This window comes from Nocardioides sp. NPDC004968 (assembly GCF_040608935.1).
Taxonomy (GTDB): Bacteria; Actinomycetota; Actinomycetes; order Propionibacteriales; family Nocardioidaceae; genus Nocardioides.
The window spans coordinates 24,893-39,404 of record NZ_JBEXJF010000030.1; the positions used below are offsets into that span (position 1 = coordinate 24,893).

Sequence of the window (14,512 nt, forward strand, 5' to 3'; positions counted from 1 at the left end):
AGACTTGGGGTATGGCACTCAGGCTCTACGACTCGGCGACCCGTGAAGTACGTGACTTCACCCCCTTGCAGCCCGGCAAGGCGTCGCTCTATGTCTGTGGCCTGACCGTGCAGAGCGAGCCGCATGTCGGGCACGTGCGGAGCGGGGTGAACTTCGACGTGCTGCAGCGGTGGCTGCGGGCGTCGGGGTACGAGACCACGTTCATCCGCAACGTGACCGACATCGACGACAAGATCCTGGCGAAGTCGGCCGAGCAGGGACGCCCCTGGTACAACCTCGGCTACACCATGCACCGCGAGCTCGACGCCGCCTACGCCTCGCTCAACGTCGCCCGGCCGACCTACGAGCCGCTGGCCACCGGTCACATCCCCGAGATCATCGCGCTGATCGAGGAGCTGATCGCGAAGGGGCACGCCTACGCTGCCGAGGACGGTTCGGCCGATGTCTACTTCGACGTGCGCTCCTGGCCCTCCTACGGCGAGCTGTCGGGGCAGAAGGTCGACGACATGGAGGCCGCCGCCGACGCGGACCCGCGGGGCAAGCGCGACCCACGTGACTTCGCGCTGTGGAAGGGCCGGAAGGTCTCCGAGCCGGAGACCGCCTCCTGGCCCTCGCCCTGGGGTCTGGGGCGGCCCGGGTGGCACATCGAGTGCTCGGCCATGGCCGGGAAGTACCTCGGTCCCGCCTTCGACTTCCACGGCGGCGGCCTCGACCTGCGCTTCCCGCACCACGAGAACGAGCAGGCCCAGTCGCGCGCTGCCGGGCGGCCCTTCGCGAGCTACTGGCTGCACAACGCCTGGATCACGACCTCCGGCGAGAAGATGTCGAAGTCGCTGGGCAACTCGCTGGTCATCCCCGAGGTCCTGAAGAAGGTACGCGGCATCGAGCTGCGCTACTACCTGGTCGCGGCCCACTACCGGTCCCACGTCGAGTTCTCGTTCGAGGCGCTCGAGGAGGCCGCAGCCGGGTTCCAGCGGATCGAAGGTTTCCTGGAGCGCGCGGCGTCGGTTCTTGGCGAGATCTCGGCAGATGGCGTGCCCTGCGCCGACTTCGTCAACGCGATGGACGACGACCTCGGCACCCCGGCTGCGGTGGCCGCCCTGCACGAGGTCGTACGCGAGGGCAACAAGCTGATCGCCGACGGCGACAGCCCGGCGCTGCGCGGGGTCGCCGCGAGCGTGCGCGCGATGCTGGACATCCTCGGTCTGGACCCCGCCGACCCGGCGTGGGGTCCGGCGAGCGGTGATGACGAGAAGCTGACCGGCGCGCTCGACGTACTTGTTCGCGGGGTCCTGGACGAGCGCGCCGAGGCGCGCGCTGCCAAGGACTGGGCCCGCGCCGATGCCATGCGAGACCGGCTCAAGGATGCCGGGATCGAGATCGAGGACACCCCTGAGGGTCCGAAATGGAGCGTTAACTGATGGCAGGCAACTCCCAGCGTCGCGGAGCGATCGCGAAGGGACGTAAGAAGGGTGCCCAGGTCGGCACCGGCGGCAACCGTCGCAAGGGTCTGGAGGGCAAGGGCCCGACGCCGAAGGCGAAGGACCGGCCCTACCACAAGGCCCACAAGGCGGCTCAAGCCTCCGAGCAGCGCAACAAGGGTCCGCGCAAGCGGGCCGCCGGTGACGCCGAGTGGATCATCGGACGCAACTCCGTGGTCGAGGCACTGCGCGAGGACGTACCGGTCAACGGGCTCTACGTCGCCGAGGGTGCCGAGCGCGACGGGCGGCTGCGCGAGGCGTTCATGCTCGCCTCCGAGAAGGGCATCTCGCTGCTCGAGGTGACCAAGGTCGAGCTCGACCGGCTGACCGGCTTCAACGGTCACCAGGGCCTCGCGGCGCGGATCCCCGCCTACGAGTACGCCCACGCCGACGACCTGCTCGACCGCGCGGCCGAGGTCAGGGAGAAGGCGCTGATCGTCGCGCTCGACCAGGTCACCGACCCGCGCAACCTGGGCGCCATCGTGCGCTCGGCCGCGGCCTTCGGCGCCCACGGCGTGGTGATCCCGGAGCGGCGTGCGGCCGGGATGACCGCCGCCGCGTGGAAGACGAGTGCCGGTGCCGCGGCGCGGATCCCGGTCGCGCAGACGGTCAACCTGACCCGGCAGCTGAAGGCGTACCAGGAGGCCGGCTGCATGGTCGTCGGGCTGGACATGGAGGGTGACATCACGCTGCCCGAGCTGGGTGCCCCCGAGGGCCTCGCCGACGGTCCGTTGGTGATCGTCGTCGGTGCCGAGGGCGGCGGGCTCTCCCGCCTGGTCCAGGAGACCTGCGACCAGATAGTGTCGATCCCGATGGTCAACTCCGTAGAGTCCCTCAATGCCGGCGTCGCCGCGTCGGTCGTGCTCTACGCGGTCGCGGAGGCGCGTCGCTGATCTCTCGCCGCACTCTGTTTCGGGGCCTCGCCGTCTGGGCGGGGCTCGGAGTGCTGTGGCTCGTGCTGGCCGTGGCGCTGAGTGCGTGGCTCTTCCTGTCCAGCGAACGCCAGGTGGTCCTGGCCGGCCACGACTCGGTCCTGCGCCCGACGCTGTCGGGGAAGGCGATCATCCACACCGGACCGGTGCTGCCCGACGTACGTCTGGACGTCGGTGGCCCGGTCGGTGTCGACGTGACTCTCGGGAAGACCGAGCTGCGGTCGATGGACGAGCTCTTCGAGCGCTACGCGGTTCTCGGGTCGGCCCCCGACGGTCAACGCGCGGTCGTGGTGGAGCAGGTCGAGTCGATGCTCATCGCGGCCGTGCTCCGCGGCGCCGCGGTCTCCTTGGCGATCGTCACCGGGGCAGTGCTGCTGTGGTGGCTGCCCGGTTCCCAACGCCGCGCCGACCTGCGCAGACGTGTCAAGGAATCGGCTCGTACGCGGCACGGTCTCGCCACCGTGGGCATCGGCGTGGTCACGGTGGCGGTGCTCACGGTCGCGGTCTGGCAGCCCTGGGGCGAGGCCGGAGCGCCCGCGGCGGACAAGGAGGCCGAACCGGTCGCCGGCGACTGGACCCCGCTGGCCGACTTCCTCGGCGCGGCGATCCCCGTGCCCGACGAGCTGGCCGACGTCGAGGTCCGCGGCGACGCCTACGCGAACCAGACCCGTCGGCTCGTGGCCAGCGCCGTCGACACGTACAACTCCAGCCGGACCTTCTACGAGGAGGTCGTGGCGAAGGTGCCGGACCTGGCGCTGCGCGAGCCGGGCGAGGACGAGACCGTGTCGGTCCTCGTCTCCGACCGCCACGACAACGTCGGCATGGACTCCGTGGTGCGCGCGATCGCTGACGAGGGTGGCGCGACCGGCGTCCTGGATGCCGGCGACGACACCTCGACCGGATCCGACTGGGAGACCTTCTCCCTCGACTCGCTCACCGACGCCAGCGACGGCCTGGACAAGTGGGCGGTCACCGGCAACCACGACCACGGCCCGACGGTCGGCGACTACCTGGCCAAGCAGGGCTGGACCATGCTCGACGGCGAGGTCGTCGACGGCCCCGGCGGCTCGACGCTCCTGGGCGTACCTGACCCGCGCACCAGCGGCCTCGGTAACTGGATCGACGAGAAGGGCGTCACCCTCGAGGAGGCCGGCGAGAAGCTGGCCGACATCGCCTGTGCCTCGAAGGACGACGGCAAGCCCGTCGCGACCCTCCTCGTCCACGACCCGTCGCTGGGCCGCGAGACCCTGCGACGCGGCTGCGCGACCCTCGTCGTCGGCGGCCACCGCCACGTCCACCAGGGACCGAGCGAGGTGATCGGCGAGAACGGCGACATCGGCTGGACCTACACCAACGGCACCACCGGCGGCGCCGCGTACGCCTTCGCGATGGGGAAGATCCGCCGCACCGCCGAGGTCACCCTGATCACCTACGCCGACGGGCTCCCCGTCGGCGTCCAGTCCGTCGAGCTGGAGACCAACGGCGCCCTCACCGCCCACGAGTACGTCCCGCTCGATCCCGCGCGCTAGCCGCGTCGGCTGCGTACATCGGCCCGCGACTGGCTACGATTGTCCCGCCGTCACGGAGACGTACGGCATGCCGGTGTAGCTCAGTTGGTAGAGCGTTCGCCTTGTAAGCGAAATGTCGCGGGTTCGACTCCTGTCACCGGCTCCACAAAACTGTCGGAGGTCGGCCGTACAGTCATTGCCATGACCCGATGCTTGGGGTGCGGCCGGGAGCTGACCCAGCGACACCAGAAGATCTACTGCAGCAACGCCTGCCAGATGCAGGTGAAGCAGACGCGCATGGTCGAGGAATGGCTTTCCACCGGGATCGGGAAGGCGCAGAGCAAGCGCCGCCACTACATTCGCGACTACGTCCTCCAGCAGCAGGGCGGCCTCTGTGCGGTCTGCGCGATCCCGTCTGAGTGGAACGGCCTCGAACTCGCCTTCGTGCTGGACCACATCGACGGAGATGCCACCAACAACAGACGCGAGAACCTGAGACTGGTCTGTCCGAACTGCGACAGCCAGCTGCCGACGTACAAGGCCAAGAACCGGGGAAGCGGCAGGGCCTGGCGGCGGCAGCGTTACGCCGACGGCAAGTCCTACTGATCAGCGGAGCTGAGTGACCTCGTACGTGGTCGGCGGGTTGGCGATGTCGTCCTGGGAGGCGACGAGCTCGAGCTCGCGGCGGCCGGACTTCAGGGTGCGGTCGAGGATGGCGAAGAGGGTGTTCGCGGTGCGGCCGAGGGCGGCCGGCGTCGAGCCGGTCGAGAGCAGGTGGGAGAGGTAGACCGCCGCGGTGACGTCGCCGCCGCCGTTGGGGGAGATCGGGAGCAGGGGAGTGGTGACCGACCAGGCGCCCTCGTCGGAGACGGCGACCAGGTCGAGGTGCGTGGGGTCCTTGGTGATCACCGAGGTGACCAGCACGTTGGACGGTCCGGACTCGCGGACGATGTCGACGGCGGCGAGCACCTCCTGCAGCGTGTCGGTCGACTCGAGACCGGCGAGGAAGTTGAGCTCGAAGTGGTTGGGCGTGATCACGTCGGCAGCCGGGACGACCTCGTCGCGCATGAACTCCGGGATGCCCTCACGGACGAACATGCCGCGCCCGACGTCGCCCATCACCGGGTCGCAGCAGTAGAGCGCCCGCGGGTTGAGCGCCTTCACGCGGCGTACGGAATCCAGGATGATCGCGCCGACGGCCGGGTCGCCCTGGTAGCCGGAGAGGACCGCGGAGACGGTGGAGAGACCGTCGCGTTCGGAGATGCCCTCGATGACCTCGGCGACCTGCTCGGCGGCCACGACCGGTCCACGCCACGCGCCGTAGCCGGTGTGGTTGGAGAAGTTGACCGTGAGCACGGGCCAGACCTCGTGACCGAGGCGCTGGATCGGGAAGACTGCCGCCGAGTTGCCGACGTAGCCGAAGGCCACGTGCGACTGGATGGAGAGGATCTGCATGGCAGTATTCTGCGACTGCAGCTTCAGACGGACTGCTTCTGGGCCTGTTTCTTGGGCGGGTCGTTGAGCAGCCAGGCCGCCAGCGCGCCACCGATCGCGCCGAAGAGGTGGCCCTGCCAGGAGACACCGGTCTGCCCGGGGAGTACGCCGAGGAGCAGGCTGCCCCAGGCAAGGAAGATGACCACGCCGATGACGATCTGGCCGACGCGGTGGCTGAACAGGCCACGCAGGATCAGGTAGACGAGCCAGCCGAAGATCAGCATCGAGGTGCCGGCGGTGATGCTGTCCGGGGGCGACATCAGCCAGACGCCGACGCCTCCGACCACCCAGATGATGAGCGTCGCCACGATCCCGCGGCCGATGCCCGAGGCGAGCACCAGGAAGCCGAGAACGAGCGCGAACAGGGTGTTGCCGTAGAGGTGGGCCCAGCCGAAGTGGAGCACCGGAGCGAAGACGATGCCGAGCAGGCCGGCGTCGGTGCGTGGCTGGATGCCCAGCGTGTCGAGCTGGTGCCCGCTGATGTAATCGGTGGCCTCGAGCACCCAGAGCAGGGCGACGAAGCCGAGCGACCAAATGCCGGCCCGAAGCCAGTTGGCACGTTGGGGCCGCGTGGGGGAGTCCTGGCTCACGCTTGAAATCTTACCTACCGCTCCACAGCGGCGAGTCTTTGCTCGAGACTCTCATAGAGGTAGGGGACGGCGGCCGGGTGCGGACCGGTCTCGTAGAGCTCGGTGGCGAGGCCCCGGGGCGACTCCCCGGCGTGGTCGGCCGCCCAGGTCTGCCCACCCCCGGTGACCCGCCCGCCGTCGAGGGGCAGCACCGCTTCGGCCGACAGTGCCACCCAGCGTCCGCCGCCGCCCTCGAGCCAGGCCACCGGCACGGCGTACGCCTCGCCCTCGGTCATGTCGGCGTCGAGGGTGATTCCGCGGCCGATCTGGTGGGCTCCCTGCCGGCTCCACAGGACGGTCGTGACCTCGAGCCGGTCTGTGTCGGCGGGGCCGGCGGTGCCGAGGACGAGGTGGTCGGCGAAGGTCGCCCAGTCGCGTACGTCGGTCGCGGGGAACTCCGGCGGACCGGCACGTTCCAGGAGGGCCCGTCCGCCGAGCACGGCGGCCCAGACCGCCGCCAGGACGACGACGATGGTGCCGGCGATCTTGAGTCGCCGTGACACCGACAGCGTCGGTCCGGTCGTGTTCTCGCCCACGTGACCCCCGTTCACCGCGCCGATGGGCCGATGGGGCCGATCCTAATCGGACAGAGCTCAATCAGGCAGGGACCAGTCGACCGGGGAACCGCCCTGCTCGACCAGGAGGGCGTTGGCGCGGGAGAACGGACGGGACCCGAAGAACCCCCGGCGCGCGGAGAGCGGTGAGGGGTGGACGGACTTGATCGCGGGCACATCGTTGAGCTTCGGCTCGAGATTCTGCGCGTGCCGGCCCCACAGGATCGCGACCAGCGGTCCGCCGCGTCGGCCGAGGACGTCGATCGCCCGCCCGGTGACCTCCTCCCAGCCCTTCTTCGAGTGGGAGGCGGGAGCCCCCGGCCGCACCGTCAGCGAGGTGTTGAGCAGCATCACGCCGCGGTCGGCCCAGGTCGACAGGTCGCCGTGCTCGGGCATCTTCAGGTCGAGGTCGGTGGCCAGCTCGGCATAGATGTTCCGAAGCGACGCCGGCAGTGGACGTACGTCCTTCTCGACCGCGAAGCTGAGCCCGATGGGGTGCCCGATGGTCGGGTAGGGGTCCTGGCCGACGATCAGGACGCGTACGTCCCTCAGCGGGCGCCGGAAGGCGTTGAAGATCCGGTCGCCGTCGGGAAGGTAGGGACGCCTGGCCGCCAGCTCGTCGCGCAGGAAGCGACCCATCTGCTCGATCTGCGGTTCGGCCGGCGCCAGCGCCTCGGCCCAGTCGGCTGCCATCAGGCCCTTGTCCACGAGTCCTGCCAGTGCACTCATAAATCATGAGGGTATCGGCTGGCACCGACGGATAAGTTGTCTGTGGCACCCAGGTTGACTCATCAAGGAGTAGACATGAAGTTCGGTTTCTTCGTCCCGCAGGGATGGCGCTTCGACCTCGTCGGGATCGACCCGGCGGACCAGTGGACGACCATGAAGGATCTGGCTCTGCACGCCGATGCCGGGAGCTGGGAGTCGATCTGGGTCTACGACCACTTCCACACCACCCCGGAGCCCTCCGACCAGGCGACCCACGAGGCCTGGTCGCTGATGGCGGGTCTGGGCGCGGTGACGTCGCGGGTGCGCCTCGGGCAGATGTGCTCGTGCATGTCCTACCGCAACCCGGCCTACCTGGCGAAGGTCGCCGCGACCGCCGACCACATCAGCGGCGGCCGGGTCGAGATGGGCATCGGCGCGGGCTGGTACGAGCACGAGTGGCGGGCTTACGGCTACGGCTTCCCGGCGGCGCGCGACCGCCTCGGGATGCTCCGCGAGGGCGTCCAGATCTTCCAGCAGGCCTGGACCAAGGGCATCTCGTCGCTGGACGGGAAGTACTACCAGGTCGACGGCGCCATCTGTGAGCCGCTGCCTCTTCAGCAGGGCCGTTCCGGCATCCCGCTGTGGATCGCCGGCGGTGGCGAGAAGGTGACGCTCAAGATCGCGGCGCAGTACGCCGACTACACCAACTTCCTCGGTGACCCGGAGACCTTCAAGGCGAAGTCCGACATCCTGCGCGGCCACTGCGAGACCCTCGGGCGCGACTTCGCGGAGATCACCCGCTCGTCGAACTTCAACGTGCTGCTCGGGGAGAACGAGGCCGAGGTCGCCGAGAAGGTCAAGGCCTGGGAGGCCCGGCTGGTGCCGCACCTGGGTGCGGCCAAGGCGGCCGAGGTCGTCGCCGGCGGGGTCGACGGCCCGACCTCGCTGGTCGGCACGCCGGACCAGGCGGTGGAGAAGCTCAAGGCCGTGGAAGCGCTCGGGATGACGTACGCCATCGGCTACTTCGCCGACGCCGCCTACGACCGCGCCTCCATCGAGCTCTTCGAGTCGAAGGTCATGCCCGAGTTCGCCTGAGCGACGCCCGGCGACACCGACCCGGACGTTTACAACGAGGTGACCGCCCGGTAGGAAGACGTACATGAAGATGACGACCCTCCTCGGGGGAGTGGCAGTTGCCGCCGGCGTGGTCGCCGCGCGCGACCTGACCCAGCGCAAGCACGCAATCCTGCGGAACTTCCCGGTGATCGGGCACGCGCGGTACCTGATGGAGAAGATCGGGCCGGAGCTGCGGCAGTACATCGTCGCCGACAACGACGAGGAGCGGCCCTTCAGCCGAGACCAGCGGCGCTGGGTCTACGCCTCGGCCAAGGAGCAGAACAACTACTTCGGCTTCGGCACCGACAACGACATCGAGCACGTCCAGGGCCACATTCACATCAAGCACCGTACGTTCGCCGACTCGCTGCCCGACGACCACGACCGGGCCGCCAAGCTCCCGTCGGCGAAGGTGCTCGGGGGTGCGCGCGGGCGCGCGAAGGCGTTCCGGCCGGAGTCGGTCGTCAACATCTCGGCGATGTCGTTCGGGTCTCTGTCCGGGCCGGCGATCAAGGCGCTCAACCTCGGCGCACGCCGGGCCGGGGCGATGCACAACACCGGTGAGGGTGGCATCTCGCCCTACCACCTGGAAGGTGGTGCGGATCTGGTGATGCAGATCGGCACCGCCTACTTCGGGTGCCGGAACGCTGACGGCACCTTCTCGATCGATCGGCTCAAGGAGCGGGTCGCCACCGCGCCGGTCAGGGCGATCGAGATCAAGCTCTCCCAGGGCGCCAAGCCCGGCCTCGGTGGGCTGCTGCCGGCGGCCAAGGTGACCCCGGAGATCGCCGAGATCCGCGGCATCGAGCTCGGCAAGGACTGCGTGTCGCCGTCTCGGCACTCCGCCTTCCACGACGTCGACTCGATGCTCGACTTCGTCGAGATGATCGCTTCCGAGACCGGGCTGCCGGTCGGCATCAAGTCGGCGGTCGGTGAGATGGAGTTCTGGCAGGAGCTCGCCGGCAAGATGCGGTCGGGCGAGCGTGGCGTCGACTTCATCACCGTCGACGGCGGCGAGGGTGGCACCGGCGCCGCGCCGCTGATCTTCTCCGACGCGGTCGCGATGCCGTACCGGATCGGCTTCTCGCGGGTCTACGGCACCTTCGCCGAGCTCGGCCTGACCGACTCGGTCACCTTCATCGGTTCGGCCAAGGTCGGCCTGCCGGAGAACGCCGCCGTCGCCTTCGCGCTAGGTGCCGACATGGTCAACGTCGGCCGCGAGGCGATGATGTCGATCGGCTGCATCCAGGCTCAGAAGTGCCACGACGACACCTGTCCGACCGGCGTCGCGACGCAGAGCAAGTGGCTCTCCGGCGGCCTCGACCCGCAGGACAAGGGCGATCGCTGCGCCAGCTACCTCAGGACCCTGCGAAGGGAGCTGACGAAGGTCTCCGCCGCCGTCGGCGTCGCCCACCCCGGCCTGATCACACCGCACGACATCGAGGTCATGAACGGCGACTACGAGTCACGCACCGTCGCCGGTGTCTACGGCTACAAGGACCACTGGGGTGCCCTCGGCCCCGATGTGGCCCGCGAGCTCCTCGCCGTCGTGCAGCCGCACCGTACGTTCAACGAGAAGCCGAACACCGCCTGAGAGTCGAGACCAAGTCGCGTGTAGGAGACGGCTCCCTCAGCTTTCGCTGGCGTAGCGGGCGCCGATGGACTCGCGGATCATGTCCATCTGGCGCATCAGGCTGAGCGTCTGGCTGTGGGGCACCAGCGGAGACTCCAGGAGGCCCTCGCGCAGGCAGCGCTGCACCTCGACGATCTCGTTGCCGTACGCGGCTCCGATGACGGGCTCGTCGCCGACGATCTCGACGGGCTCGTCGCCGTTGGCGGGCTTGAAGATCGCCGAGGACGGGTGGTGGAAGTCGGTCAGCTCGACGCGGCCCTGGTCGGTGGCGATGGCCGCCGAGCGCGAGGAGTAGGAGGTGACCGAGGAGACCATGGTGGAGAGCTCGTTGCCGGCGTACTTCCCGGTCATCACCAGGTCGAGGTCGAAGGTGGCGCCGTCGGCACCCTCCCCGAGATTGGCCTGAGCGGTCAGCGCGCGAGCTTCGCCGAAGAGCAGGTGGGCGAAGGTGAGCGGGTAGATGCCCATGTCGAGCAGCGCGCTGGCGCCGAGCGCGGGGTCGAGAAGGCGCTGGTGCTGCTCGGGGTCGGCGACGAAACCGAGCTCGGCGTGTACGTGACGGGGGACCCCGAAGCGGCCCGACTTCACGTCGGTGACGAGGCGCCGGATGATCGGGTTGGTCGCCATCCACATGGCTTCCATGAGGAAGAGCTTCTTGGAGGTGGCCAGGTCGACCATCTTCTGGGAGTCGGCGGCGTTGAGCGTCAGCGCCTTCTCGCACAGCACGTGCTTGCCGGCGTCGAGCATGAGGGTGGCGTGCTCGAGGTGGTGGGAGTGGGGGGTGGCGACGTAGACGACGTCGACGTCCTCGTCGGCGGCCAGCTCCTCATAGGAGCCGTGCGCGCGGACCGGGCCGTTGGCGGCGTACTCCTTCGCGAACGTCTCCGCGGACTCCTTGCTCCGGGAGCCGACGGCCACGAGCCGGCCGTCGGGGACGAGCAGCAGATCGGTGGCGAGGGAGTGGGCGATCCGGCCGGTGCCGAGAATTCCCCACCTGATCGGGTCAGAGTTGGTGGTCACGCCTCGACTCTAGCCACCTGGCCGGTCCTAGTGGGCGTTGGGCGGGAGCACGTTCTTGGTGTGGCTGCCCTGCACCGCGGCGAGCTCCTCGAGGAACGAGTCGGCCCAGTAACGTACGTCCTTGGAGGCGACCTGCTTACGCATGGCCCGCATCCGGCGGGTGAGCTCCTTCGGCTCGGCCTTGTACGCCTCGAGCAGCGCCGCCTTCATCCCGTTGATGTCGTAGGGGTTCACGAGCCAGGCCTGGCGCAGCTCCTCGGCCGCGCCGGCGAACTCGGAGAGGACGAGGGCGCCGTCGTTGTCGTAGCGGCAGGCGACATACTCCTTCGCGACCAGGTTCATGCCGTCGCGGTAGGGGGTGACGACCATGATGTCGGCGGCGCGGTAGAGCGCGGCCATCTCCGCGCGGGGGAGCGAGGTGTGGAGGTAGGAGATCGCGGGACGGCCGATGCGGCCGAGGTCGCCGTTGAGGCGGCCGACGAGGCGGTCGATGTCGTCGCGCAGCTTGCGGTACTGCTCGACGCGCTCACGCGACGGCACCGCCACCTGGACGAAGATCGCGTCCTCGACGTCGAGCTCGGTGTCGCGGAGCATCTCGCCGTAGGCGCGCAGCCTGGCGTAGATGCCCTTGGTGTAGTCGAGCCGGTCGACGCCGAGCAGGATCTTCCTCGGGTCGCCGAGCTGCTGGCGGATCTCCTTGGCGCGCTGGTTGACGCCCTCGTCGTGGGCCATCTCGTCGAAGCCGACGAAGTCGATCGAGATCGGGAAGGCGGCCGCGTGCACGGTGCGCCCGTCGGGGAGATAGACCAGGTCACGGTGGGTCTTGTGGCCGACGCGCTGGCGCACCAGGCGGACGAAGTTCTGAGCCGCCTGGGGCAGCTGGAAGCCGACCAGGTCGGCGCCGAGGAGGCCCTCGAGGAGCTGGCGGCGCCAGGGGACCTGCTGGAAGAGCTCGGCCGGCGGGAACGGGATGTGCAGGTAGAAGCCGATGCGCAGATCGGGGCGGAGCTCGCGCAGCATCTGCGGGACCAGCTGGAGCTGGTAGTCCTGCACCCAGACGGTCGCGCCCTTCGCGGCGACCTCGGCGCACTTCTCGGCGAACCTCCGGTTGACGCGCTGGTAGCCGTCCCACCACTCGCGGTGGAACTCCGGCTTGGCCACGACGTCGTGGTAGAGCGGCCACAGGGTGCCGTTGGAGAAGCCCTCGTAGTGCTCCTCGATGTCCTGCGCGGTCATCGTCATCGGCAGCAGGTGGAGCCCGTCGTCCTCGAACGGTTCGAGGTCCTCGTCGATGCCCCCGGGCCAGCCGATCCAGACGCCGTCGTTGGCCCGCAGGACCGGCTCGAGGGCGCTGACCAGGCCTCCTGGGGAGCGTCGCCACGCCTTCGTTCCGTCCGGCATCTCCACACGATCCACGGGGAGCCGATTGGCCACGATTACCAGGTCAGCCTGCACATCTCCGACTGTAATGGACCCGCGCCAGGTTCGGCGCGGAGTCGTTCCACCCGTGACTTACGGCCCCCCGATCGGAATACCTGTCGAGTAACACGCCGGGAGGGTGAACCACAGCGGTGTAGTTCGGCGCGTTAGGGTGTGGTCAGATGCAGACGACACCGGGGGACGAGGAATGAGCGCTGTCAACGTGCAGGTCACAGGCCCAGGCGAGGACCCCGCGAGCCTCAGCGAACGCGACAAGCAGATCCTCGACTTCGAGCGTCAGTGGTGGAAGTACGCCGGAGCCAAGGAAGCCGCTGTGCGCGAGGCGTTCAACATGTCCGCCACCCGTTACTACCAGGTGCTCAACGCTCTCATCGACAAGCCGGAGGCCCTCGAGGCCGACCCTCTGCTGGTACGCCGCCTGCGACGGCTCCGCGCGGCCCGGCAGCGTCAGCGCTCGGCGAGACGGCTCGGTTTCGAGGTCTGAATGACCGGCTGCGTACGTCCTTCGAAGGGTGAGCGTGGCGTCGCGCTCCCCACACCCGTCATCGCGCTGAGCGTGGTGGCCGTCATCGCCGCGGTGATCATCTTCTGGATCACCGGTGGCGACGGAGACGGGGGCAAGGAGATCGCCCAGGCCGGTGGCAGCCCCTCGGCCTCCGCGTCGGCCTCACCGAAGGCGGCCAAGGCCGAGGAGAAGAAGCCGCCCAAGGCCGAGCCTTCGCCGGTCGACCGCGCCAAGGTCAGCGTCGAGGTCTACAACCAGTCGAATATCGTCGGCTTGGCCGGCGACGTCGCGGCCAAGGCGAACACGGTCGGCTGGAACGTCGTCGGCGAGGACAACTGGATGGGCTCCATCCCGGAGAACACCGTCTACTACCCGAGCGAGATGAAGCGCGAGGGCCAGCAGCTCGCCGATGACCTCGGCATCAAACGCACCCATGTGTCGGTCGAGGGCTCGATGAAGGGCGACCGGTTGACGGTGGTTCTGACCGGGGCTCTCTGAGCCTTTCCGGCCGTTCTCGACGGTGTGTGATCTACCGCACTGCGGCACCCTCGTGGTCGGCTCCGAGGTGGTTGCCGTGTCACAGTTGAGGCATGGCCGAACTCCAGCCTGATGGCACCGCAGGAGAGCAGAAGTACGCCGCGATCGCGGCTGCTGCCGCCGAGACCCTCGTCGGTCTCGACTTCGACGGCACGCTCTCCCCGATCGTCGAGGACCCGGCCTCGGCTCGGATCCATCCGGACGCGGCCACGGTCCTGATCGCGCTCGCCTCCCGGGTGAAGGCACTGGCCATCGTCACCGGCCGTCCGGCCGGACAGGTCGTCGAGCTCGGCGGGCTGGCCGCGATCGCCGACGCGCTCGCGGAGGCGGGCAAGGAGCTGTACGTCTTCGGGCAGTACGGCAACGAGCGCTGGAGCGGTGCCGACCGGGTCGTCGTCGGCCCGCCGCCGCCCGAGGGGCTGGCCGCCTTCGAGGCGGCGCTGCCGGAGGTGCTCGCCGCTCACGGTGCGCAGGACGCTTACATCGAGGAGAAGGGTCTCGCCGTCGGGGTGCACACCCGCCGGTTCCCCGATCCCGACGGCCTCGCCGCACGTCTGCTTCCGCCGCTGACCGAGCTGGCTGGCGAGCACGGGCTCGTGATCGAGCCCGGCAAGCAGGTCATCGAGGTGCGTGCTCCTGGCATGCACAAGGGTCATGCGATCGACACGCTGATCTCCGAGGTCTCGCCCGGCGCGATCCTGTTCGGCGGTGACGACCTGGGTGACATCGAGGCGTTCGAGGCCGTCAGGACCTGGGGAAGGACCACCGGGTCGGCGACGCTGCTCGTCTACTCCCACGCCGGCCCCGACCGCGGTCCGCTCGCGGAGCTCGCTGATCTCGAGGTGCAGGGGCCGGACGGTGTGCTGGAGCTGCTGCGTGAGCTGACCGACGACAGCGTCCGCTGACAGCGAACACGATAACCGGAGGGAACATCCGGTTGCTCCCAGAAGTTGAG

Annotated in this window: 15 protein-coding genes and 1 tRNA gene; 10 read left to right on the forward strand and 6 right to left on the reverse strand. The window is 69.1% G+C overall.

Annotated elements, in window-relative coordinates; genetic code table 11:
- Positions 1-11: 11 nt before the first annotated feature.
- From cysS to ABZU72_RS21955, 5 genes are all read left to right on the forward strand, one after another.
- On the forward strand, positions 12-1,421 hold the full coding sequence (gene cysS, locus ABZU72_RS21935) for a cysteine--tRNA ligase (RefSeq protein WP_355020922.1): 1,410 nt from the start codon (positions 12-14) through the stop codon (positions 1,419-1,421).
- Positions 1,421-2,374: a 23S rRNA (guanosine(2251)-2'-O)-methyltransferase RlmB gene (rlmB, locus tag ABZU72_RS21940; RefSeq protein WP_355020923.1), complete on the forward strand. Its 954-nt coding sequence runs from the start codon at positions 1,421-1,423 to the stop codon at positions 2,372-2,374. The genes cysS and rlmB overlap by 1 nt, the downstream gene beginning before the upstream one ends.
- A gap of 50 nt (positions 2,375-2,424) precedes the next feature.
- Positions 2,425-3,942 carry a metallophosphoesterase gene (locus ABZU72_RS21945; protein ID WP_355020924.1) on the forward strand — a complete coding sequence of 506 codons (1,518 nt, stop codon included), beginning with the start codon at positions 2,425-2,427 and terminating at the stop codon, positions 3,940-3,942.
- A gap of 69 nt (positions 3,943-4,011) precedes the next feature.
- A tRNA-Thr gene (locus ABZU72_RS21950) sits at positions 4,012-4,087 on the forward strand.
- A gap of 35 nt (positions 4,088-4,122) precedes the next feature.
- Entirely contained in the window at positions 4,123-4,527 is a 405-nt protein-coding gene (locus ABZU72_RS21955; protein WP_355020925.1) for an HNH endonuclease, read from the forward strand.
- Here the strand turns inward: ABZU72_RS21955 and pdxY are convergent, their stop codons facing one another.
- Genes pdxY through ABZU72_RS21975 form a run of 4 tightly spaced genes read right to left on the reverse strand, consistent with a single transcriptional unit; the run spans position 4,528 to position 7,327 of the window.
- Positions 4,528-5,376, reverse strand: a complete 849-nt coding sequence (pdxY, locus tag ABZU72_RS21960) for a pyridoxal kinase PdxY (protein ID WP_355020926.1) — start codon at positions 5,374-5,376, stop codon at positions 4,528-4,530.
- A 23-nt stretch (positions 5,377-5,399) separates the two neighbouring features.
- Complete coding sequence (locus ABZU72_RS21965; protein ID WP_355020927.1) at positions 5,400-6,005, reverse strand: rhomboid family intramembrane serine protease; 606 nt, start codon at positions 6,003-6,005, stop codon at positions 5,400-5,402.
- Between the two features lie 14 nt (positions 6,006-6,019).
- Complete coding sequence (locus ABZU72_RS21970) at positions 6,020-6,580, reverse strand: hypothetical protein (RefSeq protein WP_355020928.1); 561 nt, start codon at positions 6,578-6,580, stop codon at positions 6,020-6,022.
- 57 nt (positions 6,581-6,637) lie between these two features.
- Positions 6,638-7,327, reverse strand: coding sequence for a uracil-DNA glycosylase (locus ABZU72_RS21975; RefSeq protein WP_355020929.1), 690 nt, complete (start codon positions 7,325-7,327; stop codon positions 6,638-6,640).
- Positions 7,328-7,402: 75 nt separating this feature from the next.
- Here ABZU72_RS21975 and ABZU72_RS21980 point away from each other — a divergent pair, with 75 nt between their 5' ends.
- Together ABZU72_RS21980 and ABZU72_RS21985 are read left to right on the forward strand one after the other, a co-directional pair.
- Positions 7,403-8,401 (forward strand): LLM class F420-dependent oxidoreductase, encoded by a 999-nt coding sequence (locus tag ABZU72_RS21980; protein WP_355020930.1) that lies wholly within the window; start codon positions 7,403-7,405, stop codon positions 8,399-8,401.
- 64 nt (positions 8,402-8,465) lie between these two features.
- Positions 8,466-10,016 (forward strand): FMN-binding glutamate synthase family protein, encoded by a 1,551-nt coding sequence (locus ABZU72_RS21985; RefSeq protein WP_355020931.1) that lies wholly within the window; start codon positions 8,466-8,468, stop codon positions 10,014-10,016.
- Between the two features lie 36 nt (positions 10,017-10,052).
- Here the strand turns inward: ABZU72_RS21985 and ABZU72_RS21990 are convergent, their stop codons facing one another.
- Together ABZU72_RS21990 and ABZU72_RS21995 are read right to left on the reverse strand one after the other, a co-directional pair.
- Positions 10,053-11,075: a Gfo/Idh/MocA family oxidoreductase gene (locus ABZU72_RS21990; RefSeq protein WP_355020932.1), complete on the reverse strand. Its 1,023-nt coding sequence runs from the start codon at positions 11,073-11,075 to the stop codon at positions 10,053-10,055.
- A gap of 27 nt (positions 11,076-11,102) precedes the next feature.
- Positions 11,103-12,545, reverse strand: coding sequence for a trehalose-6-phosphate synthase (locus tag ABZU72_RS21995; protein WP_355020953.1), 1,443 nt, complete (start codon positions 12,543-12,545; stop codon positions 11,103-11,105).
- A 157-nt stretch (positions 12,546-12,702) separates the two neighbouring features.
- Here ABZU72_RS21995 and ABZU72_RS22000 point away from each other — a divergent pair, with 157 nt between their 5' ends.
- The 3 genes from ABZU72_RS22000 to otsB all read left to right on the forward strand — a co-directional run bounded on the left by ABZU72_RS22000 (position 12,703) and on the right by otsB (position 14,462).
- Positions 12,703-12,999 (forward strand): DUF3263 domain-containing protein, encoded by a 297-nt coding sequence (locus ABZU72_RS22000; protein WP_091046051.1) that lies wholly within the window; start codon positions 12,703-12,705, stop codon positions 12,997-12,999.
- A complete protein-coding gene (locus tag ABZU72_RS22005) occupies positions 13,000-13,518 on the forward strand; it encodes a LytR C-terminal domain-containing protein (protein WP_355020933.1) in 519 nt (172 codons plus the stop codon).
- Between the two features lie 92 nt (positions 13,519-13,610).
- A complete protein-coding gene (otsB, locus tag ABZU72_RS22010) occupies positions 13,611-14,462 on the forward strand; it encodes a trehalose-phosphatase (RefSeq protein WP_355020934.1) in 852 nt (283 codons plus the stop codon).
- Positions 14,463-14,512 lie beyond the last annotated feature (50 nt).